Raw genomic sequence first — 23,562 nt, 5'->3', positions numbered from 1 at the left:
AAGGTAACTCCTTTCGCTTTTCTATTAGGGAGGAATATGTAAATGAGTGATTTGCTCACAGTAAAAAATTTATCTACTCAATTTCAAACAGAGCGGGGGATTGCCCATGCAGTTCGTTTTGTGAATTTCTCCATCAAATCAGGAGAGACAATGGGAATTGTAGGCGAAAGCGGCAGTGGTAAAAGTGTGACGGCTAAATCCATCATGAGGCTTGTTGAAAGCCAAAACGGAAAAATTGTATCAGGTGAAATGATTCTTGAAAACATCGATCTAGCAAAACAAACGGAAAAACACATGCAGAAAATCAGAGGCAATTCAGTAGCCATGATCTTTCAGGACCCCATGACCTCTTTGAACCCTTTGCTTAAAGTGGGTTCCCAAATTGCGGAAGTGCTTCGTTTTCATAAAGGAATGACAAAGCAGCAGGCGCAAAAAGAAGCAATTAGCCTCATGACTCAGATTTCCATCCCTTCTCCGGAAAAACGTTATCATCAGTATCCCCACGAATTCAGCGGAGGGATGCTACAACGGCTGATGATTGCCATTTCATTGGCATGCAAGCCAAAATTACTTATTGCTGATGAGCCGACAACCGCGCTAGATGTAACGATACAAGCGCAAATTTTACGGCTAATGAAAGAGCTTCAACAGCAATACGGAATGGCCATTCTGATGATCACTCATGATTTGGGCGTTGTGGCCGAAATTTGTGACAAAGTATCGGTCATGTATGCAGGTGAAATCGTTGAAAGCACAAGTGTGGAGAATATTTTTGAACAGCCATTACATCCTTATACAAAAGCATTGATGGATTCTAGACCTAAGCTTGGCTATAGGGAGAAAACGCTCAAATCCATTGAAGGATCACCGCCTGACTTATCTAAGGAAATCAACGGATGCCCTTTTGCCCCCCGTTGCACTGTCAAAATAGAAAAATGCCTGACAGAAAAACCAGCATTGAAACAAATGGTTCCCTCCCATTGGGCAGCATGCCATGTAGCTGAAGCGGCAGTAAAAGAAGGAGATGAGCATCTTGACAACAACCTTATTACAAGTTGAAGGTTTAAAAAAATACTTCCCAGCTGGAAAAACAAATTTCCTTGGCAAGCATACACAGCTACTCAAAGCTGTAGATGATCTTTCCTTCACCATACAGGAAGGAGAAATATTCGGACTTGTCGGCGAAAGTGGATGCGGTAAGTCAACGACAGGCAGATGTATTTTAAAGATTGAAGAGATTACTAGTGGCAACATGCAGTTTATGGGGAAGGATATTACTAATCTAAAAGGCAAAGAACTTTTACAATTGAGACAAGAAATGCAAATGATTTTCCAAAATCCATATTCTTCTTTAAATCCAAGACTAACAATCCGACAAACGCTTGAGGAAGTTTTAAAGGTGCACAAGATCGCAACAGGAAATCAAGCGAAAGTCAGAATTATAGAGTTGCTCGAACAAGTCGGTTTACCGAGAGATACTATGGATCGTTATCCGCATGAGTTCAGCGGTGGACAACTACAGCGTATTGTGGTTGCGAGAGCATTAGCTGTGAATCCTAAGTTTATTTTTGCTGATGAGCCAGTTTCTGCCCTAGACGTTTCTGTACAAGCCCAAATTTTAAATTTACTTGTTTCATTACGAGAGGAACTAGGTTTGACAATACTTTTTGTAGCTCATGACTTAAGTGTTGTGGAACATATCAGTGATCGAGTCGGAGTCATGTATCTAGGACAAATAGTAGAAATGGCTAAAGTAGAAGACTTATATGCTGAACCTTTGCACCCTTATACGAAAGCATTAATTCAATCAATCCCAATCAATCATCCAAAAGAAAAGAAGGAACGAATCACACTAGAAGGAGATATTCCAAGTCCTATAGATCCGCCGATGGGCTGTCGTTTTGCTTCTAGATGCCCTCAATGCTTTGCTCTATGTATAGAAGAAGCGCCTACTTTTCAAGAAGTAAAGCCAGGACATTTTGCAGCGTGCCATTTATATATTAGTAACGAAAAATAGAGTGCAACTCCCGTCTATTTGACAGATATATTTAGATAGCTATTGTTGGCGTTACCGGCACAGAATGACAATCAAGCGGAGAATAAGACATTTAATATAAAAAAAACAAATGGGGAGATTACATGAATTCATTAAGAGAACTTTTAGTAGAATTTGATGCCATTCATGGTGTGGCAGGGGATGAAGAACGCGTTGCACAAGCCCTTCAGGATCATTTAAAACCAGTGACAGACGAACATTTTGAGGATGCACTAGGAAACCAAGTATTTATCAAAAAAGGAAGCAATCCAGATTTTAAGATTATGCTTGCTGCTCACATGGATGAAATTGGATATATTGTCCACAATATTGATGCTGAAGGTTTCGTTTATATTTTACCAGTTGGTTATCATGACTGCAGAACGGCTTTCAACCAAGTGCTAACAATTTACACAGAAAAAGGTCCCGTCACAGGCATAACCGGAGGCAAGCCAGCACACATTGTGACACCTGAAGAAGCAAAGCTCGCCATTCCGATTGAAGAGTTATATATTGATGTCGGAACAACAAGTAAAGAAGAAACATTGGCGCTCGGCGTGCAGATCGGTGATTACTTGACTTTTCAAAGAACGGGGCAATTTCTAAACGACAGTAAAATTTTCACGGGAAAATCAGTCGATAACCGTGCAGCCTGTGCAGTGATGGTTGAAGCAATGAAACGCCTAGCAGATAAAAATATCGTTCCAACGATTTATGCAGTGGGAACTGTGCAGGAAGAAATGGGCATCCGCGGCTCCGTTCCGATCTCAAACAGAATTCAGCCTGATATTGGCCTTGCTCTTGATGTTTGTCTTTCTGGAGGAACACCTGCTTTAACTGAAAAAGATATTGCCATTACTCTTGGTGAAGGACCAGCCCTCATGTTATACGACTGGACGCCAGATAGTGGACACGGAAATAACGTGCCAAAGAAGTTAACACGAAAATTAATTCAGACAGCAGAAAAAAATAATATTCCTTATCAGCGAGAAGTTGTTCTGAATGGCGGAACAGATGCATGGGCCATGAGTATAGCAGGCAACGGAGCTTTAGCTAGTTGTATCTCTTTTCCATCCCGTAACATCCATTCAGCGACCGGATGTGTTCATATGGATGACTTGGAATATTCCGTACAGCTAGTTGTGGCATTTATTGACTCCTTACAGGAAAAATTATGATTAGGAAAACGGCTGTTTCATAAGTCAGTGGGAACTTACTAAGGGATAGTCTTGCTTAGTATATGGATCATATAGTTGTTTAAAAATAAAACCGATACTAAGAGAGTTAGTGTCGGTTTTTTCCCTATGTAGTATGTAAGGAGATTATCTCATGGGTTATTTACAAATTGTGGGTGGGGAATATTTGACGCTTACTTTGAAATAAAGTTTAACCGTTTATAAAAAAGCATTCCTTACCCATTTTCCATATATTTTTCTCGGTTTTTGGCCAGGTAAAGTATTTGAAAACTATGTATATGAGGCAGGCCCCCATAATGAAAATTTTGTGCGCATTTGACAGAAAAGTGTCTACGGTTAATCATCTTTATAGACCTTATATTTACCAAACAGACCTTAACTTCGATGATGATTTACCTTCATTTTCCTCATAAACTAATTTTGTTAAATCTTCTTTGAGCATTTGCATTCGTTCAGTACCTATGTTGTCTATCCAGCGCTGTTCTATCTCAGTTAGTATCTCCTCTTTTGCTTTCATTACTAACCAACCACGTTCAGTCAAAACTATAATCTTTCCTCTTTTATCAGTGGGATGAGTTTGGCGCATGACATAACCACGTTTCTCAAGATAGTCCACCATTTTACTTACAGCTTGCTTTGTAATTCCTAAATACTCGGCTAGTTCTATGCCTGTTGCTCCATCAGGGGTGATACGTTTAAACATAAAACCATGTGCAGGTCTAATATCTTCAAACCCTAATTCACTCAATTTGTCATGCAGTTCATTAATTGATGCACTAAAGGATAATGATAAAAGTGATGTAAGGTCCAATTCACTAAATACTTGATGATTCATATATAAAGCCTCCTTAAATAAAGTCAATTAGGTTGACTTTATTTGAATTTCATTGTACTATACGCAATATGGTCAATCAAGTTGACTATATTGTTTTTGTTATCAAAAATAGACTATGGAGGTTCTATATGATTCACATTGTTAAGATTAGAGCAAGTGTATTTATTCCAATGTCTTGGACTGAACCCAGGAAGGATAGTCAAACAGGAAACGTAATCCAATTCGAAGGTGACTCACGTGAATTTACACCTTATGCTGTAAACGCTATGCGTTCCAGAATTGAACAAGAAGTAGCTGTAGATTTTTATAAAAAAGAAATTTTCACATATGCGAATACTGGTATCACAACAGAAAGAGTCACAACTCCAGATGGTTCCGTGAATAAAAGAAAAGGAAAAGCTAGTACAGACCATATTTTGTGCACGAATATTGTCTGGAATTCTGATGATGTCAAGTTTCAAATGAGTGCAAGTGCTAGCAATCCATTAAATGTATATGCACCTCCCGTTGACTACCTATTAACTGTACATGTCAAAAAAGATGGTACTGTTGATATTCAAGGTGCACATGATGGGTTTCCTTGTTTTGAATTTTATAAGCAAGTAGATTTTGGTCCGTTTGAACAAATTTATACACATGATTTCAGAGAAACGGGTGATACACCTGAAGCAATGGCTGGAGAAATGGAGTATAGCTTTAAAAAGATATTGTAAAGATAATATAACGTCCTTTTTATTGAGTAAATTTATAACAACGTAAGAGTGAGCAACAGGAGGAAAAGAGAATGACAACAGTTTTATTTGTAAAAGCAAACAATCGTCCAGCCGATCAGGCGGTTAGTGTGAAATTATATGAGGCGTTTTTAGCAAGCTATAAAGAATCGCATCCAAATGATACAGTGGTAGAGCTTGATTTACACAATGAAGAATTGCCGTATGTAGGAGCAGATATGATTAACGGCACATTTAAGGCTGGTAGAGGACTTGATTTAACAGAAAAGGAAGCAAAAGCAGTAGCTGTTGCGGATAAATATTTAGACCAATTTCTTGTAGCTGATAAAGTTGTGTTTGGTTTCCCGTTATGGAATTTAACGATCCCAGCTGTACTACATACATATATTGATTATTTAAACCGTGCAGGCAAAACATTTAAATATACGCCAGAAGGTCCAGTAGGTCTTATTGGCGATAAGAAAATTGCATTATTAAACGCAAGTGGCGGTGTATATTCTGAAGGACCAAAAGCCGAAATGGAGATGGCTGTTAAATATGTAGCGAGTATGATGGCTTTCTTCGGTGTAAAAGATCTAGAGAAAGTAATAATTGAAGGTCACAACCAATTCCCTGATCAAGCAGAAGAAATTATTGCCGCAGGGCTTGAAAAGGCTGTTAAAGCAGCAAGTACATTCTAATTAGCAAAAACACCAAAGCAGTACCAACACTTTTATAGCGGTGGTACTGTTTTTTTAATTCGTTTATTCTGCTACTTTTGGACAGTAAGAAGATTTTTATCTTATTAAACGATAGAAAGAAGGATTACATTGCAATGGAACGTCTATTTGTTTAAATATTCAAAAAATATGTATATTTAAGAAGGAAAACATGTATAATAAGGAGAAATTAAAGGAGGGTGAAAAATAGGGAGGGAAAGAGAATGACAGATGCATCGCACGTAGTTTCAGAAGTAAAGACTAGTGTGGAGTTGTTGAATCTATTAAATGAGAATTGCCTGTTTGTTTGGAAAGAAGATGAACAAATCGAGATCAAAGTAGATTTGCATTCGTGGAAAGACTATGCCTTTTATGCATTTAAAGACTTGAGGCGCCATGGAATCTGTCCGATCGAAGACTTGTGGGGATTTGTGAAAGTGAGTGAGTGAACTTAAAGCACTTGCATTGCAGCAGGTGTTTTTTCTTTTTGTTTTCTTTCATAGTGGAATCATTTTAATAAGTATTATAAAATATGAAGAATATTGAAGTTTATTTTAAATATACATATCAATTAAGTAACTATTTTGGTGGAGGCTAATAATGCAACAGTGGATTGAACAAGTAGTAGAACAATTTGGTTATATCGGTATTTTTTTGCTTATGTGTTTAGAGAATGTGTTTCCCCCGATTCCTTCTGAGTTAATTTTGCCATTTGGAGGCTTTATGACGACAACCACGTCATTAACAGTAGGCGGTGTCATCTTAGCGGCAACGGCAGGCTCTGTTTTAGGGGCGCTGATTTTGTATGGGATTGGCTTACTCGTCGATGTTGAAAAAATAATGCACATCATTGATAAATGGGGACATATATTAAAAATTAAAAAAGAAGATGTGACAAAAGCGGATGACTGGTTTGATCAGAAAGGGTATTGGACCGTCTTTTTTTGCCGCATGGTTCCGATCATACGCAGTTTAATTTCAGTTCCGGCTGGGATGTCCAATATGAAGATATGGTTATTTCTATTGTTAACAACGATTGGTACACTTATTTGGAACACGCTGCTTGTTTATGGCGGGGCGAAATTGGGACAATCATGGGATGTCATCCTTTACTACATGGAGATTTACTCGAATGTGATCTACGTATTCATTGGACTGATCGCTATCTATGTCGTGTATTGGTATATTAAAAAAAGAAGATCTAATCAATAATGTAGTAGTTAAAAAGGAGCCGTCTCATAAGTAGTTGAGACGGCTCTTTTTTCTGCACCGAAAGCGAAGCGACAGGTGCAAAAAACCTAATTTAATGGCATTTTCAAATAAGAAGTATCGTCCCAAAAGTTTGCGACGCAGACTTTTGGGATACCCCCTTTTCACTTTAGTTCATCGCACTAGTGACAGCATAATCCTCAAGTGGTATGTCGGTTTCTTTTCCTAAGGCAAGCTTGGCAAGCTCGGCTCCGATATAGGGTCCCATCGTCAAGCCAGATGCACCTAAACCATTGGCAAAGAGTAAGCCTTCATGTCCAGGAAGCGGGCCGAATACCGGCAAGAATCCAGGAGTAAACGGTCGAAAACCGACTCTCGTTTCAATGATTGTACCATCCGCCAAGCCAGGGGCAACATGCAGCGCTTTATCCAGCACTTCATGCATCCCGCTCGCCGTCACACGCGTATCGAAGCCGACATCATTTTCATGCGTCGCCCCGGCGACAATGCGATCATCAAACGCTAAAATATATTGATCGTTCGGAGGCATGATGACAGGCCATTCATTTGTCGTTACGTTCGGCAGCATAAAATGAACGATTTGTGCTTTTTGTGGTTCGACATTTGCTTGTACGCCTAGTGACGCTAGCAATGATTTCGCCCAAGCTCCTGCTGTCATAATGATTTGATCAAAAGAAAGGACTTGATCATTGACTTTTATTTTGCGGTTATTTGGTGTGTCTTCCAGCCATTGCGCGTCGCCCTCGATGAAGATGGCACCTAACTTTTTTGCCGCTGCTAGTAAGGCCTCACGAAGCGCTCGACCGTCGACACGAGCAGCTCCGCTTACATGAACGGCTCCATAGCCATCACGAAGCGGCGGAAATAAAGCCTTTGCTTCAGCTGGACTTAAGATCGTCACTTCTCCGATTTCTGGCGCCTCTTCTCGCCGCTTTAAGGCGCGTTCTTTCATTTTCATTAATTTTTCTTCGTCTTCATGCAGGCTTAAGGCACCCACTTTGGCATAGCCTGTGTTCGTTTCGCCTAACTGTTCAAGCTCCGCAATGAGCTCAGGGTAATAACGGGCTCCTCCTTTAGCGAGTCGGTACCACGCTTTATTTCGTCGCTGTGACAGCCAAGGACAAATAATACCCGCTGCGGCGGCCGTTGCTTGGCCCTCGTCTTTTCGGTCGATGATCGTCACTTGAGCCCCTGCCTTAGCGAGATGATAAGCGGTGGAAGCCCCTAAAATTCCTGCTCCAATTACACAATATGTTTTCATTGCTGACATCCTTTTTTTCATTCTCTGTTTCATCATAGCAGTTTTCGTTTTTTACATACAATATAAGAATTGTTGGACTTGCCGTTTGCATAAATTGGAATAAGGGGGTGAGAAATGAATAAACAAGTGCAGTCATTTTTGCCGCAAAACGCCCGTATTGTGGAAGTTCAGCCGAATCAGCCAGCGATTGTCGAAGTGGATGTAGATGGCGATCAGGAAAAAGAATGGCTCGTTGCTTATCAAGAGCAGGGAGAGGAGTATTTGTTAGTGATTAAGCAACAACAACCTTTTTATTTCCGAAAGCGTGGGGAGCAATATGAATGGTTCGATCGAGCTCGCCGTGTGCTCGATGTTAAGCGAGGGGATGTCACGGGAGATGGGCGGGTGGACACGGTCTATTTGATCGGCACGAAACAAGAGGATAGTCCTTATGTTCAACATATTACACTCGTTGTTCAATACCACAATCAGTCGGTTGAAACGATCCCCTTGAAGGAAGGCTCAGGGTACGGTCCGACTATTTTTCTCGGAGATTTCACGGGCGATAGGGTCGATGATGTGTTGATCGTGATCGATTCAGGAGGGAGCGGTGGCATCATTTATGCGTATGTCTATTCATTTAGACAAGGAAAAATGGAAGCGATTTTCGATTCGGACGTATTTAATAACAGTCATCAATATGAGGTCAATTATCAGAATCAATATGTTGTAGAGGTTGAAAGTTCCTATTCGAAAAAACGCTATACGCTCAGTTTAAAAGACAAAGAGCCAGAGTATTTAGCGGCTATTTATCATTCTGATGGGACGTTAAAAAAACCGATTCAAGGCTTTGTCTCGCCATTGGCTGGAATTTATCCAACCGATTTCGATCGAGATGGAACGTATGAACTGGTCACTTTTCAAAATATAGCTGGTCAATATAATGCTGATCGACTCGGATATATCAATAATGTATTGGGGTGGAACAGGCAGATATTTGTCCCTTTACGACAAATAATGTAAATATTTGGAAGGAATGTTTCATCTAATTAAAAAAATAATTTCTAAAAAAGATATTTATGTTACACTTTAACCATCAAAAGAAAGGAGGAAAAACAATGACTGTTCGTATTTCAAGTATTAAGAAAGAAGCGAGAGACGCCTTAGCAGGAAATTGGGGGATAGCGGTTTTACTTACGTTGATCCTGGTGTTCTTTGCAGGGATCGTCCCAATCATGTTTGAGATCGCTGCCAGCGGCGGATTCGAGAATTGGGTGAATCAAACAGAACCATCTTCGTCCTCTTCCCTTTTCAGTTTACTTATTAGTTTTGCTATGATCCCTTTTTCTGTTTCGGTATATTGGTTCTTTTTACATTTAGTTCGCGGAAAGCGTCAAAGTGTTGGAGACGTATTTTCTATTTATGCCAGCATTGGTACAGCTTTTAAAATGATTGGTGTCTCTATATTGATTGGGATTTTCGTATTTTTATGGTTTTTATTGCTGATTATTCCTGGGATTATTAAAAGCTTTTCTTATTCACAAACGTTTTTTATTCTAAAAGATCAGCCCGAATTATCCGCCCTTGAAGCGATCTCAGAAAGTAAGCGTCGTATGAAAGGCTATAAGTGGAAGTACTTTGTGCTGTATTTAAGCTTTATTGGCTGGGCGTTTCTTTCCCTATTCACACTAGGTATTGGGTATTTATGGTTAATGCCGTATATGCAAGCATCGCTAGCTACTTTTTATAATAGGCATATTGCTACTCAAGGTCATGAAATGTAAAGTGACGAAAAGGCTGTCTCTATAGAGGCAGTCTTTTTGATTTTTGCTTGTTTTTCCTGTAGACCTTTGAATTCTATTACTGGTCAAATGACTTCGGAGAATATTGTCGAAATAATAATAAGTAAACTAGTATAGTATCAAGCTTTCAAATAGGTATTTATTAAGTTAGTGTGATATAGTTGTTAAAAAGTGGAGGATACCATTTATGAAAATTTCGATTACGAGAGCACTAGCAGAGCTGAAATTGTTAGATAAACGGATTCATTCAACGATGAATTCCACTCCATTGATTCAATATCATGTTGGAAATAAACCGGTCAGTGGGTTTGCTTCTGTTAAAGAATTTGAAGAGAAAGCACGCTCTAGCTATCAATCTACTTTAGATTTGATTAAACGCCGAAATGCCATTAAGTCAGCGATTGTTTTATCTAATGCGATGACGAAGGTAGAAATTGCAGGTCATACATATACAGTAGCAGAGGCGATTGAACGTAAAACATCGATCAAATATGAGCAGCAACTTCTGCAAAAGATGAAGCGCGAGTTTTCATCGGTGACAGATGAAGTGGAAGAGATTAATGCAGAGGTCAAGGAACAGCTAGACCGTCAATTAGAAGTGCTATACGGCAGGGAAGCAAAACTGAAAGTCGAAGAAAGTAACGAACTGACGAAAAGCTATCGCGAAAAGCACGAAGCGAAAATCGTTGACCCACTCAAACTGCGTGAAGAATACGAAAAGCTAGAGAAAAAGATTGATGAGTTTTTAACGGAAGTCGATTTCGTTCTGTCTACATCCAATACGTTGACAGAAATTGAAGTACCCGAATAAATGAATGCTAGTTAGTTAGTCGAAAATCAAGGCAACTGAACAGGTGCTGGCGGCTTTGACCTTACAGCCGCTCCAACTTTTATCATAATGAGATCATTTAGTGAGATACTAAATAAATGGGATAAAAGCTCAAAGCTCAAAGTTCAGCACTCAGAGCTCAAGAATCAAGACTCTTTCGATTCAAAGTTCAAGACTTACAGCTTATAAGTTCGATCAAATCCATGAGCACGGCTGATACGGTGGTTGTTCATCGACCGTTTTGATTGCCGCATGGCTGACTAGCTAACTAGGTTACATACAACAAACGACTGTCATCATTTGGTGGCAGTCGTTTTTTATATTTAACGGAGGTATGTCGGTTGCTTCTAGTCAAATATCCTCTTCGATGGTATAAAGACTTTGCTATTCATCCTGTGGATAGAGCAAATGATTCTTCTTAGAACTGATAAAGTCGATCAATATGCCCGCGGTTTTCAGGATTTTTTCGTAAAATTTATATAAATTCGATGTATTTCATAGTGACAAAACTACTATACAAAAAGATAATGTACGTATCTAATCGTTTTTTGCACTTTGTCGATATATGAAAACACTGCTTATTATTCCAAGTCCACCAAATAACAAAATCCATTTGTTGTTGAAAAAAAATCCATACATCAGAATTGCACTACCAATACTTCCACTTGAAAATGCACTGAATACTATGGATTTTTTTGTTGGTTTAGGGAATCGAATAGAGGTTCCCAGATTTTTATTTCCCCATTTACAAGCCGCGTCCATGATAATATGTATTTTATCTAACATCTTTTTATCTCTCTTTCATCCTCATTTTAAAATACGAAGAAAGAAAACAAAGCATTGGACAGAGCACCCAAAAAAGCTAACAATGAAATGGATAAACAAACCATTCCGACAACCTTTTTCGTCTTCTGTTCTCTGTTTTTTTTGGATATTAAAATTAACCCTGAGATTAGTAAGACGATTGCTACAATGATATTAAACACGATAAAGAAAGGTGCTGTTTCTTTAAGAAAATCTATAATACTCCAAAATAAACTCATTGCTATCCCGCCTACTTTATATTTGAAATAGAGCCTCTACTCAAAGATACTTGCTACCAATTGCTTAGTCATAAATTGAAATGTGGCTAAATGATCACAGTTCTTTGAAATGCCTTCTTTACTTGCAATACTTGAAAGAAGTACGGTGAAAGTCGAAAATGCTAACTTTTCAGAAACCTTTAATTTAAGATTTGCTCGTTTGATTGCAGTACGAAAAAGATTATTACTATCAAAAGTTAGTTTTTCTTTCATTTCCTCCGATAGTTTACTATAAAATGATATGAAATCGGTCGTTTTTACGTCATAAAGAAATGGTTTGCTTTCGTATTCATAGTAAAGCTGGATTATTGCTGTTTCAAAGCCGGACTTTTCAGGACATTGTTCAATTCGCTCAATGAAATTTTCATAAATAGTATCTTGGATGTCATACAAAACTTCAAAAAAAAGTTCTTCCTTACTTGAATAAAAATTATAAAAAGTACCTGTTGATATTTCTGCTTTCTTACACAATGCGCCAATGCTTGTTTCTTTATAACCTAGAGAAATCCAAAATGCCATACACTCATCTTTCAATTTACTTTTAATCAGAATTTTATCTTCTTCTGAAAAAACTTTTTTTCCTCTTGCCATAGGTGAACACCTCCTTTATGAATATATAAAACGAATATTCGTATTATATATTCATATAATACCATCAACACTGATTCCTAACAAGGGATTAAAAAATAAATAATCTCGTATCTTCATCATTGCATGTGATTCCGGAAAAATTCTGGGAATAAGTCAACTATATTGAAGCCTCTCACAAACTCTCCTTTTTCAGCTGTAGTTTTCAAACAAAGTCTAATATTTATAAAAAAAATTGATAATTATTAATAAAGTTTGATAAGAAATCCTGTTAGCTAAGATTTCTTATTTCACTAACGGTGCAGCATTCCTGGAATATGTGAAAGAATAGACTTAAAGTAACGGATACGTTTAGTGAAATAAGGTTAATTGAAATGATCAAACTTTATTCCAAAGCTACAGCAGGTATCCTTAAAAATATCCATAATATTATAAATAAAAGGAGGGCTGAATGATTTTGTCGCAATCGAATATAAGAAAAGTGATGTGGGGGTCGATCTTGTTAGGTCTAGTGTCTGTCGTGTTGATGAACACCGATATTCCTGCTATGTTAAGTTCTCAAATGAGTGTGGACCCCGTCCGAGTGCTAAAGGTCATCGTTTTATTTTCTTTGTTGTTCGGTTTAGTGAGTTTTTTCAAATTAGAAGAAATGGAAAGAGAAAAATCACCTCAATAATTTTTGGCCGAGAGAAGGCTTGCAAAGGTCTGACAGCGACTCTAGTCAGACCTTTCGCTTTTTCTTTCAAAAATTTTCTAAGGGGGTGTCTTTTTTTGTGCTTTTTTTCTATATAGATGGTGAATAGGTAAAACGAAGGAGGATAAAGGTATATGAATTATCAAGCAGAAGTGAGGGCTTTTTATGATCAGTTGGAGGTCAATGATTTATCTCAATCGGCGATTTTACTTTGGCATGCATTGATGCATCTTTATCATAAAACGGGCCCCAAAAGTCCATTTACCATCGCTCGGTCCGTTATTGAAGTGAACACCCGTTTGAAAAAAGATGCGTATTATCGTGCGAGAGAGCAATTAAAACAAGTGGGCATGATCGATTTTCAAGCAAAAGGCAATCAAGCGACGGCCTTTACGTTGTTCTCTTTACAGACAGCCACCCAGACAGTGAACGAGATGATGCCTACTCAATTAACGACACATTCGCCGACACAGTTACCGATGCAAATCGCGACCTTTAATAAAGAAAGAAAGGAAGAAGAAAGAAGAATTAATTGGCATGATATTGAGATCACTTGGCAAGAAGTTTTTCGCTATTCCATGAAAAGACATCATATCGAGATGCTGACCTCGTTTATGGAAGAGGATAAGATGGCGGATTCGTTAATTATTGAAGCCATTGATCGAGTGAGGAATGCCGATTCGCCCAATGTCAATTATTTGTGGAGAACATTAGGAGACTGGGCTAAAAAGGAAATCAAGTCGATCCAACAGTTAATTGAGCACGATCAATCAAAAGTCGACTACTCTACTAAACAACCAGATAATTTACTTCAACTCGATGAATTTTACCAAAAATTAAAGCAGCATAAGGGGGTGAAGGATCATGACGGATGAACAAACATTGCTGATTATGCAGCATATCACTGCGGCTTATCCTCGCTTTGAGCTGACGAAAAAACGGGTGGAGGTTTGGTATAACTATTTAAGGAAAATGCCGTATGAACAAGTGTTTAACAAATTGCAAGAGCATATTCGCCTCAAGTCATTTCCCCCCACCATTGCAGAAATAACTGTACAAGAAATGGGGAATAATGAATTTTTACAGAAGTACCAACAATGGCAAAAAGAGGGTGAGGAGCGAATTGAACGAGATCAACAATGATCTAGAGGCTGAAAATATGGTGATTGGGGCTATTTTTCTTGAACCAGATGTTGTATTTGATCTTTCTTTAACAGCGAATCATTTTCATTCAGCTAGAAATCGCCTGATCTTTCAAGCGATAAAAGAACTTGCCGAAAAAGAGATTCCGACCGACATAATGACGGTTACGAATCAACTCGGCAACCAAATTGAAAATGCAGGAGGCGTGTCCTATTTGACGGATCTTTCGCTTTCGGTCCCGACAGCAGAGAACATTCTTTTTTATGAAAATATTGTTCTGCAGCAATTTCAAAAGAGGAGGATGATGACAGCGGCCGCCAATTATTTAAACAATCCAACCGAGGAAGGTAGCGAAGCGCTGTACCAGACATACATTGAGCTATTTGAAACGGAGTCATCGAAAGAAATCACAAAGACAGATGTGCTGTACGGAATTTTTAACGAAATGTCAGAGGATCAAGGGATGATGAAGGGGATTAGCACTGGGTTTGCTGATTTGGATGCGATGACAGGGGGACTTGATGGCGGCGATTTAATCATCGTGGCTGCGAGACCAAGCATGGGGAAAACAGCCTTTGCTTTAAACTTAGCGATGCAGTGCTGTGTGGACGGGGGATGTGCCTCGATTTTCTCTCTTGAAATGCCTGAAAAACAGCTGACGAAGCGAATGTTAAGTGCGATCTCTGCTATCGAAGGAGCGAAATGGCGCAACCCTTATCGTATGTTCAATGATCGCGATCATCAAAAAGCGAGCCGTGCCATCGGTCAATATGAAACATGGGATATGTACATACACGACGACTCTAGGCAAACCGTCGCCGATATTCGCGCCAACATCCGAGCCACTAGCCGCTCTCATCCCCATCAAAAGCAACTTGTCATTATTGATTACTTGCAGCTAATGACTCCGATGGGCACATTCGAACGCCACGATCTCGCCATTGGAAAGATGACAAGTGAATTGAAACAAATTGCCCGCCAGTTCAGTGTGCCGATTATTTTACTAAGCCAGCTCAATCGCTCCGTCGAACAGCGGCAAAACAAACGCCCGATGCTATCCGACTTAAGAGATTCTGGTTCAATCGAACAAGATGCCGACCTCGTTATGCTCCTTTATCGCGACGATTACTATGATAAAAGTTTACAAACAAATAATATCGTCGAAATCAATATTGCCAAACAGCGTAACGGCCCAGTCGGCAGTATCCCATTAACCTTTTGGAAGGAATACTCAAAGTTTTGTGAACCTAAGTGAGAAAAACATCCAGTAAAAGGGAACACTAAAAATTGGAGGTTATGAAGCGATGGATATGTACGAAGTGCTACATCGAATGAAAGCTTATTATGTGAAAACAGGAAAAGTGATGCAAGGTGAGCTTTTTGTACGTGAGGTTGCATTACAGTTCAAGGAAGACGATGTGGTGGAGGGCGTGCTGCTGTTTAATGATTACTTGGATAAGGAGCGGAAGGCGATTTGAACAGAAAAGTAATTGTGTATTTGATTGTGATTGGCATGGGAGTCTACTCGTTTTTAACCATTGATGATCGTATGGTACATGCGGACAAAGAACTGAAGAAGGACCAAACGTTTCATGTGAAGTCGTTTGATACACTACCTGATAAAAAAATTACACTCCTAGAAGCTTACAAACTCGGTCTACAACAAGCAAAAGAATACGACATAAATCCCGAACTATTATTTTTGAACAGCGTAGAGGATGGAAGAGCTGATGGTGAGGATGGAAAAAGAAGAAGATGGGTAGGTGTTTATTCTTTACCTAGTAGAGATCGTCACATGGTGATAGTAATAGAAAAGGGGCATTTAAAAAACTACACTATAACCAGTAGTTCCGATGAATATACTATTAAAGATTCAGAAATTAAAACAGATAGTAGCCAAATTGTGAAAAAAGCAATAGAAAAATTTAACCTTCAACCTGGACCAAAAAATGATCCTTTTTCATCAGGATATCATTTTCGAATTGTAAGGGATGCGAAAAATATTTTTGTCTCAGTCAGCGGGGAACGTAACGATAAAATAGTAGACATATACTATCAGGCAAAAACGGGTAAGTATCTTGGGCGGGTGGAAAGTGGAAGAAAGGCTTCCTAACGTAATGTCTATTCTTAAAAAATCCCCTAAAGACAGAAAAACTTGTCTTCAGGGGATCAGCACTTATTCATTATTCCGCTGGCGCAACAAATGTACGAGCGGCTAACTCGGTATCTAACATAAATAGGGCATTTGAGTTATTTTCGATGCGTTTGATTTTGTTAATGAGTGAATCAAAAGAGGCTTCTTCTTCGACTTGCTCATCAATGAACCATTTCAAAAAGGCCATTGTCGCATGCTCGCGCTCATCCATCGCAATATCAGAAAGGTGGTAGAACCGTTTTGTGACTTCTTTCTCATGTTCTAATCCGATTTCGAAGGCTTCAAGAATAGAAGAAAATTCGTTATTCGGATTTTCAAAACCGGAAATAATCGCTCTTTCGCCGCGATCATTAATGTAATTATATAGCTTCATCGCATGAAAACGCTCTTCTTCTGCTTGGACAAGGAAAAAGTTTGCGAAGCCATCATAGCTTTCTGCCGTACAATAAGCAGCCATGGCCATGTATGTATGGGCAGAATAGAATTCAAAATTCATTTGATCAATTAATGCATCGCGTAAAGTCGTAGATAACATAGGTGAAAACTCCTTTGTATGTAGTGTGATAAATTTCCTATCATTCGATTGAGAATGAATATCAATTGTGTTGTAATGAAAAAATTTCATGTTGTCTAGTTACCAATCATAATCAATTTTTTCGGCTGTTACAAGCATCCAAGATAAAAATGAACGATGGAAATGAAAAAACTTCCCCTCGATAAGAAAATTTTAACTTTTTGTTGACTACCATTGGACCATCCATTATAGTAGTTAACAATATAAAGCAGGCGTCGAAAAGGACATGAGCATTTTTTACGGTTCACAGAGAGGGAAGCAAAAGGTGGAAGCTTCCTAACACGGAAAAATGACTTACCCCCTTGGAGTCGTATTGGTGAAATCAAAGTAATCAATACCGTAGCGGCTACGATACAGCCAAAGGAGCCATCATGACAAGGAATATGATGGGAATCTGGGTGGAACCACGGGTCTAACACACACTCGTCCCTGTTTTTAGGGATGAATGTGTGTTTTTTTATGGTTAATTAAATATCGATCGGCGTTGAAAAGGACATGAGCGTTTTTTACGGTTCACAGAGAGGGAAGCAAAAGGTGGAAGCTTCCTAACACGGAAAAATGACTGACCCCCTTGGAGCTGTATTGGTGAAATCAAAGTAATCAATACCGTAGCGGCTACGATACAGCCAAAGGAGCCATCATGACAAGGAATATGATGGGAATCTGGGTGGAACCACGGGTCTAACACACACTCGTCCCTGTTTTTAGGGATGAATGTGTGTTTTTTTATGGTTAATTAAATATCGATCGGCGTTGAAAAGGACATGAGCATTTTTTACGGTTCACAGAGAGGGAAGCAAAAGGTGGAAGCTTCCTAACACGGAAAAATGACTGACCCCCTTGGAGCTGTATTGGTGAAATCAAAGTAATCAATACCGTAGCGGCTACGATACAGCTAAAGGAGCCATCATGGCAAGGAACATGATGGGAATCTGGGTGGAACCACGGGTCTAACACACACTCGTCCCTATTTGAGGGATGAGTGTGTTTTTTTATGCGAAAAAATAATAAGAGGTGTTGAAAGCATGAGTGCAAATGAAATGGTCATTAAGTTTCCAGATGGAAAGGAAAAGAAGTATGTACAAGGGGTATCTTTAGACGACATCGCACAATCGATTAGCCCAGGCTTAAAAAAGAACTCAGTCGCAGGTAAGGTGAACGGATCATTATATGATTTTCGCCGCGGAATCCATGAGAATGCAGAGATTGAATTATACGATCTTCATTCGTCAGCTGGGCTAGAGATTATGAGGCATACAACAGCCCATGTATTGGCTCAAGCCGTCAAGCGTCTTTATGGGGACGTTCATTTAGGGGTAGGTCCTGTCGTTGAAAATGGCTTTTACTATGACATTGACATGGAACATCGTTTAGCTGTTCATGATTTGTCAAAGATTGAAAAAGAAATGAATAAAATCATCGCTGAAAATTTGGAGATCCTACGTGAGGAAGTATCGCGTGAAGAAGCGAAAGAGCTATTTGCTCATGATCCGTTAAAGCTTGAATTGCTCGAACATATTCCAGCTGAAGATGTAGTAACAATCTATCGTCAAGGGGAATTTTTCGATTTGTGCCGCGGGCCGCATTTACCAGCTACTCGGCACATTAAAGTGTTTAAATTGACTCATATTTCAGGAGTTTATTGGCGGGGAGATAGCAATAATCAAGTGTTGCAGCGTATCTACGGTGTTGCTTTTGCCTCAAAAGAAGAGTTAGAGGATTACTTTCATTTTATGGAGGAAGCACAAAAAAGAAATCACCGCAAATTAGGCAATGAACTAGAACTATTTATGTTTTCTGAAGAGGCGCCGGGCATGCCGTTTTATTTAGCCAATGGGCAAGTCATTCGCAATGAATTAGAGTCCTTTTTACGAAAGCTGCAGCATGCACATGATTATCAGGAAGTTCGTACACCAACAATGATGAATCAACAGCTATGGGAACAATCGGGGCATTGGGATCACTACAAAGAAAATATGTATTTCTCTGAAGTAGAACATCAAAAATTCGCCTTAAAGCCGATGAATTGTCCTGGTCATATGCTGATCTTTAAAAATAAACTTCATTCTTATCGGGATCTCCCACTTCGGATAGCCGAGTTTGGTCAAGTTCATCGTCATGAATTTAGCGGAGCCTTAAATGGTTTATTACGGGTTCGCACATTTTGCCAAGATGATGCCCATATTTTTGTGACACCGAGTCAAATTGAAGCTGAGATTATGTCTGCGTTAAAGCTAATTGAAGAGGTGTACCGTACATTTGGCTTTCAATATGAGATTGAGCTTTCAACAAGACCAGATGATTATATGGGGGCAGACGCATTATGGGATCAAGCAGAAGCAGCCTTAAAAAACGTATTACAGAATCTTGACTATGAATATAATATTAATGAAGGAGATGGTGCCTTTTATGGACCGAAAATTGATATTCATATTAAAGACGCCCTGAAAAGAAGCCATCAATGTGCGACGATTCAATTAGATTTTCAAATGCCCGAAAAGTTTGATCTCACATATATCGATGAGCAAAATAATAAAGTCCGTCCAGTTGTCATCCATCGAGCTGTGTTTGGATCGATTGATCGTTTTCTCGGTATTTTAATTGAACATTTTGGCGGCGTATTTCCTTTATGGCTAGCGCCTGTTCAAGTGAAAGTTATCGGCGTATCCAATAACGTTCATAAAGACTATGTAGAAGAGATTGGAAAACGATTGAAACAAGAAAACTTGCGAGTGGAGCTGGATTTACGTGAAGAGAAGCTCGGCTACAAAATTCGAGAAGCACAGAGGAAGAAAATCTCATACATTCTTGTAGTAGGGGATCAAGAACAAGAACATCGATCCGTTAGTGTGAGAAAACATGGACAAGAAGCTTCCTATGAAATGGGACTGGAAGAGTTTATCGCTAACTTAAAGCAGTCGGTTGAAAATAGAGAGCTCTAATAGTAAAAAAATATTTTTGGATGGGGATGCGGCTAGCCACCAAATGTAAACCCCATCCAAAATAATAGAGTGGCAATAAGAAGCACAAGGCCCAATAACAAAGTAAGCAGAGGATAAAATCTAGTTTCAGCAGGCTCTTCTAAGGAAGCAATGAGTCCAGCAACAAAACAGATGACCTCATTAGCTGGCAATATAAAGAAAGAAAAATAAAACCAGATATCTAAAAAAATAGATAAGATCGCGACTATTATGATTTGTAATAACAATATGTCAAGAAGATAGAATGAGATTTTCCCAGTGAGTGTTATTGGGGGATTCGTTAGTTTATCCCGCATTAACGGGCTGTAAGACCCCCACCTCAACATGGCAGAAAGAAGCGAAGGTATGTAGGTGGGGGATCAACAGCCCGTAAACGCCCGATCCGTTCAACTAACAATCAGTGGGGGTGAAGAAAACCCCCACTGATTGAAGTTTCACTTTATCCAATAGCATGTTAAACCCTCCAATCTCGATTTGGTATATTCATAGAGAAGAGGAGGGATATTCATGCCTAGAAATATGGATCATTCACCAATTAAATATTTTTTTCGAGATGCCAAAATCAATTCTCTTATATTTCTGGACCACCAACATATTTAGTTTTACCACTCCAAAAATCATTAAGGCTGTTCCACCATTATTTCATAATTATCTTGAACATACTCTTCCCATCTTGTTTGATAAGATGGACACACTTGTAGGAGTAGTTTGATTACTTCGCTTTTAGAAATTTCTTTTTTCACTGTACGTCACCCTTCTAAGGAATTAAGTTTAACTTCTTTATAAAAAAGTTTAAAGAAGTTAAAGGATTAGGCCTGAAACATCCCCTTTCAATACTTCTTTTTCATTCTGATTTTTACATAAAAAGGATGCGGCAAAAGCTGTTCTATTATTTTCTTGTCTTTCGTATTTTTCAATTTTAACTTCACAAATGATTGTATCTCCCGTAAACACAGGTCTTAAAAACTCAAAATGTGTACTACGAGCTAGTACGTTATGATCTCCAGCTATTTTTGTTGGCAGAGTGGCCGTTAATAACCCTTGAATTACAAGCCTTCCCTGTTCATCTGGGGTTATATGATGAATCCCTTCATCACCTGAAATCTCAGTAAATAATTCAACATCCCTTACTGTAAAAGTCCGTTCAAACGTAATTATATCTCCTACTGTTAATGGCATATAAATCTCCTCCTGAATGGTTAATAATAATGCGAATATTACAACAATAACAAACGGTATCAAACTACCTTTTTAACTTTTTATGGTAATATATTCTATGCGAATTAAAAAAAAACCTTCTTTCACTAAACTGGCTCGTTATTGTAAGTACATTTTTTCACAATCTTTATAGTGATATTAACATAAATATCCAACGAAAAAGCAACTTAACTCAAGGGAACTAGAGAGGCGGAATGATTTTAATCAAACTTTTTTATAAATAACCAATCTTTTTTGCAAAGCTACAGGTGAATCAAGTGAAAAATTAAAAAATTATTGAGAATTACCTTATTCAAAATAATTTTAATTTTCTATAAATTTATATTGACAACTCGAGATTATCGGTTTATTATTGCATATAATTAAATAATAATATGCAAAGATTGGAAATAGTAGAAGGTAAATAAGCTTTTCAGAGAGCCGATGGTTGGTGAGAATCGGTAGTTATTCCCTTTGAACTCATCCAAGAGCAACTCCCTGAACATGTATATTAGTAGGGGATGTCGGTTTTCTACCGTTATAAAGATAGGTGGTGATGGCCACTGAAAATGAGCGGATTAATCATGTTTGGATTAATCAATTAGAGTGGTACCGCGAGCAAAGCCTCGTCTCTATATTTTTATAGAGATGAGGCTTTTTTTATCCCGCATTAACGGGCTGTAAGACCCCCACCTCAACATGGAAGAAAAAGCGCAGGCATGTAGGTGGGGGATCAACAGCCCGTAAACGCCCGATCCGTTCAACTAACAATCAGTGGGGGATGAAGAAAACCCCCACTGATTGAAGTTTCACTTTATTAAATCCATACGATAAGGGAGTGTTTATGAAATGACGAGAAAAATTTTGGTGTTTGATACGACTCTTAGAGATGGGGAGCAAGTTCCAGGGGCTAAGCTGAATCTGTATGAAAAACTAGAAGTTGCCCAGCAATTAAAGAAGCTACAAGTTGATATCATTGAAGCCGGTTTTCCTTCGTCTTCAGCCGGTGATTTTCAAGCGGTGAAAGAAATTGCCACGAAAATAGGAAATACAGACGACGTTATTGTCACCGCGTTAGCAAGGGCAGTAAAGGCTGATATTGATTCTGTCTACAACAGTGTGAAATATGCTGAGAAACCGTTGATTCATATCGTTTTGGGTACCTCAGACATTCATGTGGAAAAGAAATTTGGGAAATCGAAAAATCAAATTTTAGATATCGGTGTTGATGCAGTCAAATATGCCAAAACACTACTGCCAGATGTGCAATATTCAACAGAAGATGCTTCTCGCTCTGATTTTGAATACTTATGGGCAACGATTGAAGCGGTTGTAAAGGCAGGGGCTACCATGATTAATGTACCTGATACGGTTGGATATGCAGAGCCTGAGGAATTTGGAGAGTTAATTTATAAAATCAATCATCGTTTGAAAAATTTAAATGATAAAGTGCTTTTAAGTGTTCATTGTCATAACGACCTTGGTATGGCAACAGCCAATACGTTAGCTGCCATTAAAAATGGTGCAGATAAGGTGGAATGTACGATTAACGGGATTGGCGAACGGGCAGGGAATGCGGCATTAGAAGAAGTAGTGATGGCAATCAATACTCGTTCATCCATTTATAAAGCATACACTAACATTAATACGAAAGAAATCATGAATACTTCTAGGTTGGTAAGTAGTTTTATGGGACTGGATGTACAAGTAAATAAAGCAATTACAGGAGATAACGCCTTTGCTCATTCGTCAGGTATACACCAAGACGGTTTGTTGAAATCAAGGGATGCTTACGAAATCATTAGTCCAGTTGAAGTTGGTTTAGATGATATGGAATTGGTTTTAACAGCACGCTCTGGTCGCCATGCGGTGAAACATGCGCTTGAGAAATTAGGTTTTAACCAGCTAACTGAAACACAATTTGAAGGGATATTTGAAGCATTTCTCGAATTAGCAGATGCGAAAAAAGAAGTATACAATCATGACTTATATGTCATCGTTGAGAACTATTACACGCAACATAATAGTCAGAAGGAGGATTTAACAAACTATAGAGGGCATTTCTATGAATTAATGGATTTGCAAGTGATTAGTAATACCATTTTCCCATCAGCGAGTGTGAGCATGAAAAAGGGTAATCAAATATTGAAGAGCAGCGCAGTCGGTTCTGGCCCAATTGATGCTTTGTATTCGGCTATTACAGATATTAGCGATTTAGATGTTAAATTAATTGAATATAATATTAGCAGTGTATCAAGAGGTAAAGAGGCATTAGGGAAAGTCAAGATTCAAGTGGAGTATAGAGGAGAAAAATACATGGCCAAAGCAACAGATACGGATATTATGAAAGCAAGTGCTTTAGCTTATATTAATGCTATCAATAGTATAGTTGTGGATCATTTGCTTCCGGTTGAATAGATAGATGTTATAGCTTCCATTTTGTTAAGTTTTGTAACCTTTTGAACTCCATGGTAATGCGCATAGCGCAAACCGTGGAGTTCTTTGCTATGGGAAAAATTCATTCCCCCGTACCATGCGTGCAAAAAGACTTG

At 38.7% G+C, this 23,562-nt stretch carries 26 protein-coding genes and 1 other annotated feature; of the genes, 18 read left to right on the top strand and 8 right to left on the bottom strand.

Going from position 1 to position 23,562, the window contains the following annotated elements; translation table 11 throughout:
* The first annotated feature begins 42 nt into the window (after positions 1-42).
* From WDJ61_RS10350 to WDJ61_RS10340, 3 genes are all read left to right on the top strand, one after another.
* On the top strand, positions 43-1,059 hold the full coding sequence (locus WDJ61_RS10350; RefSeq protein WP_338749399.1) for an ABC transporter ATP-binding protein: 1,017 nt from the start codon (positions 43-45) through the stop codon (positions 1,057-1,059).
* Positions 1,034-2,017 (top strand): ABC transporter ATP-binding protein, encoded by a 984-nt coding sequence (locus tag WDJ61_RS10345; protein WP_338749397.1) that lies wholly within the window; start codon positions 1,034-1,036, stop codon positions 2,015-2,017. The genes WDJ61_RS10350 and WDJ61_RS10345 overlap by 26 nt, the downstream gene beginning before the upstream one ends.
* Positions 2,018-2,139: 122 nt before the next feature.
* Positions 2,140-3,213, top strand: a complete 1,074-nt coding sequence (locus tag WDJ61_RS10340; protein ID WP_338749395.1) for a M42 family metallopeptidase — start codon at positions 2,140-2,142, stop codon at positions 3,211-3,213.
* A gap of 379 nt (positions 3,214-3,592) precedes the next feature.
* Here the strand turns inward: WDJ61_RS10340 and WDJ61_RS10335 are convergent, their stop codons facing one another.
* Entirely contained in the window at positions 3,593-4,066 is a 474-nt protein-coding gene (locus WDJ61_RS10335; RefSeq protein WP_338749393.1) for a MarR family winged helix-turn-helix transcriptional regulator, read from the bottom strand.
* A gap of 128 nt (positions 4,067-4,194) precedes the next feature.
* Between WDJ61_RS10335 and WDJ61_RS10330 the strand changes: the two genes are divergently transcribed.
* The 4 genes from WDJ61_RS10330 (at position 4,195) to WDJ61_RS10315 (ending at position 6,707) form a co-directional block, all read left to right on the top strand.
* On the top strand, positions 4,195-4,779 hold the full coding sequence (locus WDJ61_RS10330) for a DUF3238 domain-containing protein (RefSeq protein WP_338749391.1): 585 nt from the start codon (positions 4,195-4,197) through the stop codon (positions 4,777-4,779).
* A 71-nt stretch (positions 4,780-4,850) separates the two neighbouring features.
* Positions 4,851-5,477 carry an FMN-dependent NADH-azoreductase gene (locus WDJ61_RS10325; protein WP_338749389.1) on the top strand — a complete coding sequence of 209 codons (627 nt, stop codon included), beginning with the start codon at positions 4,851-4,853 and terminating at the stop codon, positions 5,475-5,477.
* 242 nt (positions 5,478-5,719) lie between these two features.
* Positions 5,720-5,944, top strand: a complete 225-nt coding sequence (locus WDJ61_RS10320) for a hypothetical protein (protein WP_338749387.1) — start codon at positions 5,720-5,722, stop codon at positions 5,942-5,944.
* 151 nt (positions 5,945-6,095) lie between these two features.
* Complete coding sequence (locus WDJ61_RS10315; protein ID WP_338749384.1) at positions 6,096-6,707, top strand: DedA family protein; 612 nt, start codon at positions 6,096-6,098, stop codon at positions 6,705-6,707.
* A 166-nt stretch (positions 6,708-6,873) separates the two neighbouring features.
* Here WDJ61_RS10315 and WDJ61_RS10310 read toward each other — a convergent pair whose 3' ends face one another.
* Positions 6,874-7,986: an FAD-binding oxidoreductase gene (locus WDJ61_RS10310; RefSeq protein WP_338749382.1), complete on the bottom strand. Its 1,113-nt coding sequence runs from the start codon at positions 7,984-7,986 to the stop codon at positions 6,874-6,876.
* A gap of 114 nt (positions 7,987-8,100) precedes the next feature.
* On the opposite strand from WDJ61_RS10310, the gene WDJ61_RS10305 reads away from it, so the two are divergent.
* The 3 genes from WDJ61_RS10305 (at position 8,101) to WDJ61_RS10295 (ending at position 10,578) form a co-directional block, all read left to right on the top strand.
* Complete coding sequence (locus WDJ61_RS10305) at positions 8,101-8,988, top strand: hypothetical protein (protein WP_338749380.1); 888 nt, start codon at positions 8,101-8,103, stop codon at positions 8,986-8,988.
* Between the two features lie 95 nt (positions 8,989-9,083).
* Positions 9,084-9,749: a DUF975 family protein gene (locus tag WDJ61_RS10300; protein WP_338749377.1), complete on the top strand. Its 666-nt coding sequence runs from the start codon at positions 9,084-9,086 to the stop codon at positions 9,747-9,749.
* A 205-nt stretch (positions 9,750-9,954) separates the two neighbouring features.
* Complete coding sequence (locus WDJ61_RS10295; protein WP_338749375.1) at positions 9,955-10,578, top strand: hypothetical protein; 624 nt, start codon at positions 9,955-9,957, stop codon at positions 10,576-10,578.
* Positions 10,579-11,133: 555 nt separating this feature from the next.
* On the opposite strand, the gene WDJ61_RS10290 is transcribed toward WDJ61_RS10295, so the two are convergent.
* The 3 genes from WDJ61_RS10290 to WDJ61_RS10280 are packed head-to-tail and all read right to left on the bottom strand — an operon-like array spanning position 11,134 to position 12,269.
* On the bottom strand, positions 11,134-11,382 hold the full coding sequence (locus WDJ61_RS10290; RefSeq protein WP_338749372.1) for a hypothetical protein: 249 nt from the start codon (positions 11,380-11,382) through the stop codon (positions 11,134-11,136).
* 26 nt (positions 11,383-11,408) lie between these two features.
* Complete coding sequence (locus WDJ61_RS10285) at positions 11,409-11,639, bottom strand: hypothetical protein (RefSeq protein ID WP_338749370.1); 231 nt, start codon at positions 11,637-11,639, stop codon at positions 11,409-11,411.
* A 36-nt stretch (positions 11,640-11,675) separates the two neighbouring features.
* Entirely contained in the window at positions 11,676-12,269 is a 594-nt protein-coding gene (locus tag WDJ61_RS10280) for a TetR/AcrR family transcriptional regulator (protein ID WP_338749368.1), read from the bottom strand.
* A 448-nt stretch (positions 12,270-12,717) separates the two neighbouring features.
* On the opposite strand from WDJ61_RS10280, the gene WDJ61_RS10275 reads away from it, so the two are divergent.
* The 6 genes from WDJ61_RS10275 to WDJ61_RS10250 all read left to right on the top strand — a co-directional run bounded on the left by WDJ61_RS10275 (position 12,718) and on the right by WDJ61_RS10250 (position 16,216).
* Positions 12,718-12,942: a hypothetical protein gene (locus tag WDJ61_RS10275; RefSeq protein ID WP_338749366.1), complete on the top strand. Its 225-nt coding sequence runs from the start codon at positions 12,718-12,720 to the stop codon at positions 12,940-12,942.
* Between the two features lie 152 nt (positions 12,943-13,094).
* Positions 13,095-13,835 carry a DnaD domain protein gene (locus tag WDJ61_RS10270; RefSeq protein WP_338749364.1) on the top strand — a complete coding sequence of 247 codons (741 nt, stop codon included), beginning with the start codon at positions 13,095-13,097 and terminating at the stop codon, positions 13,833-13,835.
* Positions 13,825-14,103 carry a replicative helicase loader/inhibitor gene (locus WDJ61_RS10265; RefSeq protein WP_338749362.1) on the top strand — a complete coding sequence of 93 codons (279 nt, stop codon included), beginning with the start codon at positions 13,825-13,827 and terminating at the stop codon, positions 14,101-14,103. Before WDJ61_RS10270 ends, WDJ61_RS10265 begins: the two co-directional genes overlap by 11 nt.
* The gene (gene dnaB / locus WDJ61_RS10260; protein ID WP_338749360.1) at positions 14,084-15,358 is read left to right on the top strand and encodes a replicative DNA helicase; all 1,275 of its coding nucleotides are present in this window, start codon (positions 14,084-14,086) and stop codon (positions 15,356-15,358) included. Before WDJ61_RS10265 ends, dnaB begins: the two co-directional genes overlap by 20 nt.
* 49 nt (positions 15,359-15,407) lie before the next feature.
* Positions 15,408-15,581: a hypothetical protein gene (locus WDJ61_RS10255; RefSeq protein WP_338749358.1), complete on the top strand. Its 174-nt coding sequence runs from the start codon at positions 15,408-15,410 to the stop codon at positions 15,579-15,581.
* Positions 15,578-16,216, top strand: a complete 639-nt coding sequence (locus WDJ61_RS10250) for a hypothetical protein (RefSeq protein ID WP_338749356.1) — start codon at positions 15,578-15,580, stop codon at positions 16,214-16,216. Before WDJ61_RS10255 ends, WDJ61_RS10250 begins: the two co-directional genes overlap by 4 nt.
* Positions 16,217-16,286: 70 nt before the next feature.
* On the opposite strand, the gene WDJ61_RS10245 is transcribed toward WDJ61_RS10250, so the two are convergent.
* Complete coding sequence (locus WDJ61_RS10245; protein WP_338749354.1) at positions 16,287-16,793, bottom strand: ferritin; 507 nt, start codon at positions 16,791-16,793, stop codon at positions 16,287-16,289.
* 1,064 nt (positions 16,794-17,857) lie between these two features.
* On the opposite strand from WDJ61_RS10245, the gene thrS reads away from it, so the two are divergent.
* The gene (thrS, locus tag WDJ61_RS10240) at positions 17,858-19,774 is read left to right on the top strand and encodes a threonine--tRNA ligase (protein WP_338749352.1); all 1,917 of its coding nucleotides are present in this window, start codon (positions 17,858-17,860) and stop codon (positions 19,772-19,774) included.
* 659 nt (positions 19,775-20,433) lie between these two features.
* On the opposite strand, the gene WDJ61_RS10235 is transcribed toward thrS, so the two are convergent.
* On the bottom strand, positions 20,434-20,556 hold the full coding sequence (locus WDJ61_RS10235) for a hypothetical protein (protein ID WP_338749350.1): 123 nt from the start codon (positions 20,554-20,556) through the stop codon (positions 20,434-20,436).
* A gap of 58 nt (positions 20,557-20,614) precedes the next feature.
* Entirely contained in the window at positions 20,615-20,992 is a 378-nt protein-coding gene (locus tag WDJ61_RS10230; protein WP_338749348.1) for a hotdog domain-containing protein, read from the bottom strand.
* Positions 20,993-21,401: 409 nt separating this feature from the next.
* Positions 21,402-21,647 (top strand) — a binding site (T-box leader).
* Positions 21,648-21,859: 212 nt separating this feature from the next.
* On the opposite strand from WDJ61_RS10230, the gene WDJ61_RS10225 reads away from it, so the two are divergent.
* Positions 21,860-23,428, top strand: coding sequence for a 2-isopropylmalate synthase (locus tag WDJ61_RS10225; protein WP_338749346.1), 1,569 nt, complete (start codon positions 21,860-21,862; stop codon positions 23,426-23,428).
* The last annotated feature ends 134 nt before the right edge of the window (positions 23,429-23,562 follow it).

This window comes from Bacillus sp. FJAT-52991 (genome assembly GCF_037201805.1).
Taxonomy (GTDB): domain Bacteria; phylum Bacillota; class Bacilli; order Bacillales; family Domibacillaceae; genus Bacillus_CE; species Bacillus_CE kandeliae.
This window is presented reverse-complemented; position numbering and strand designations above follow the sequence as displayed.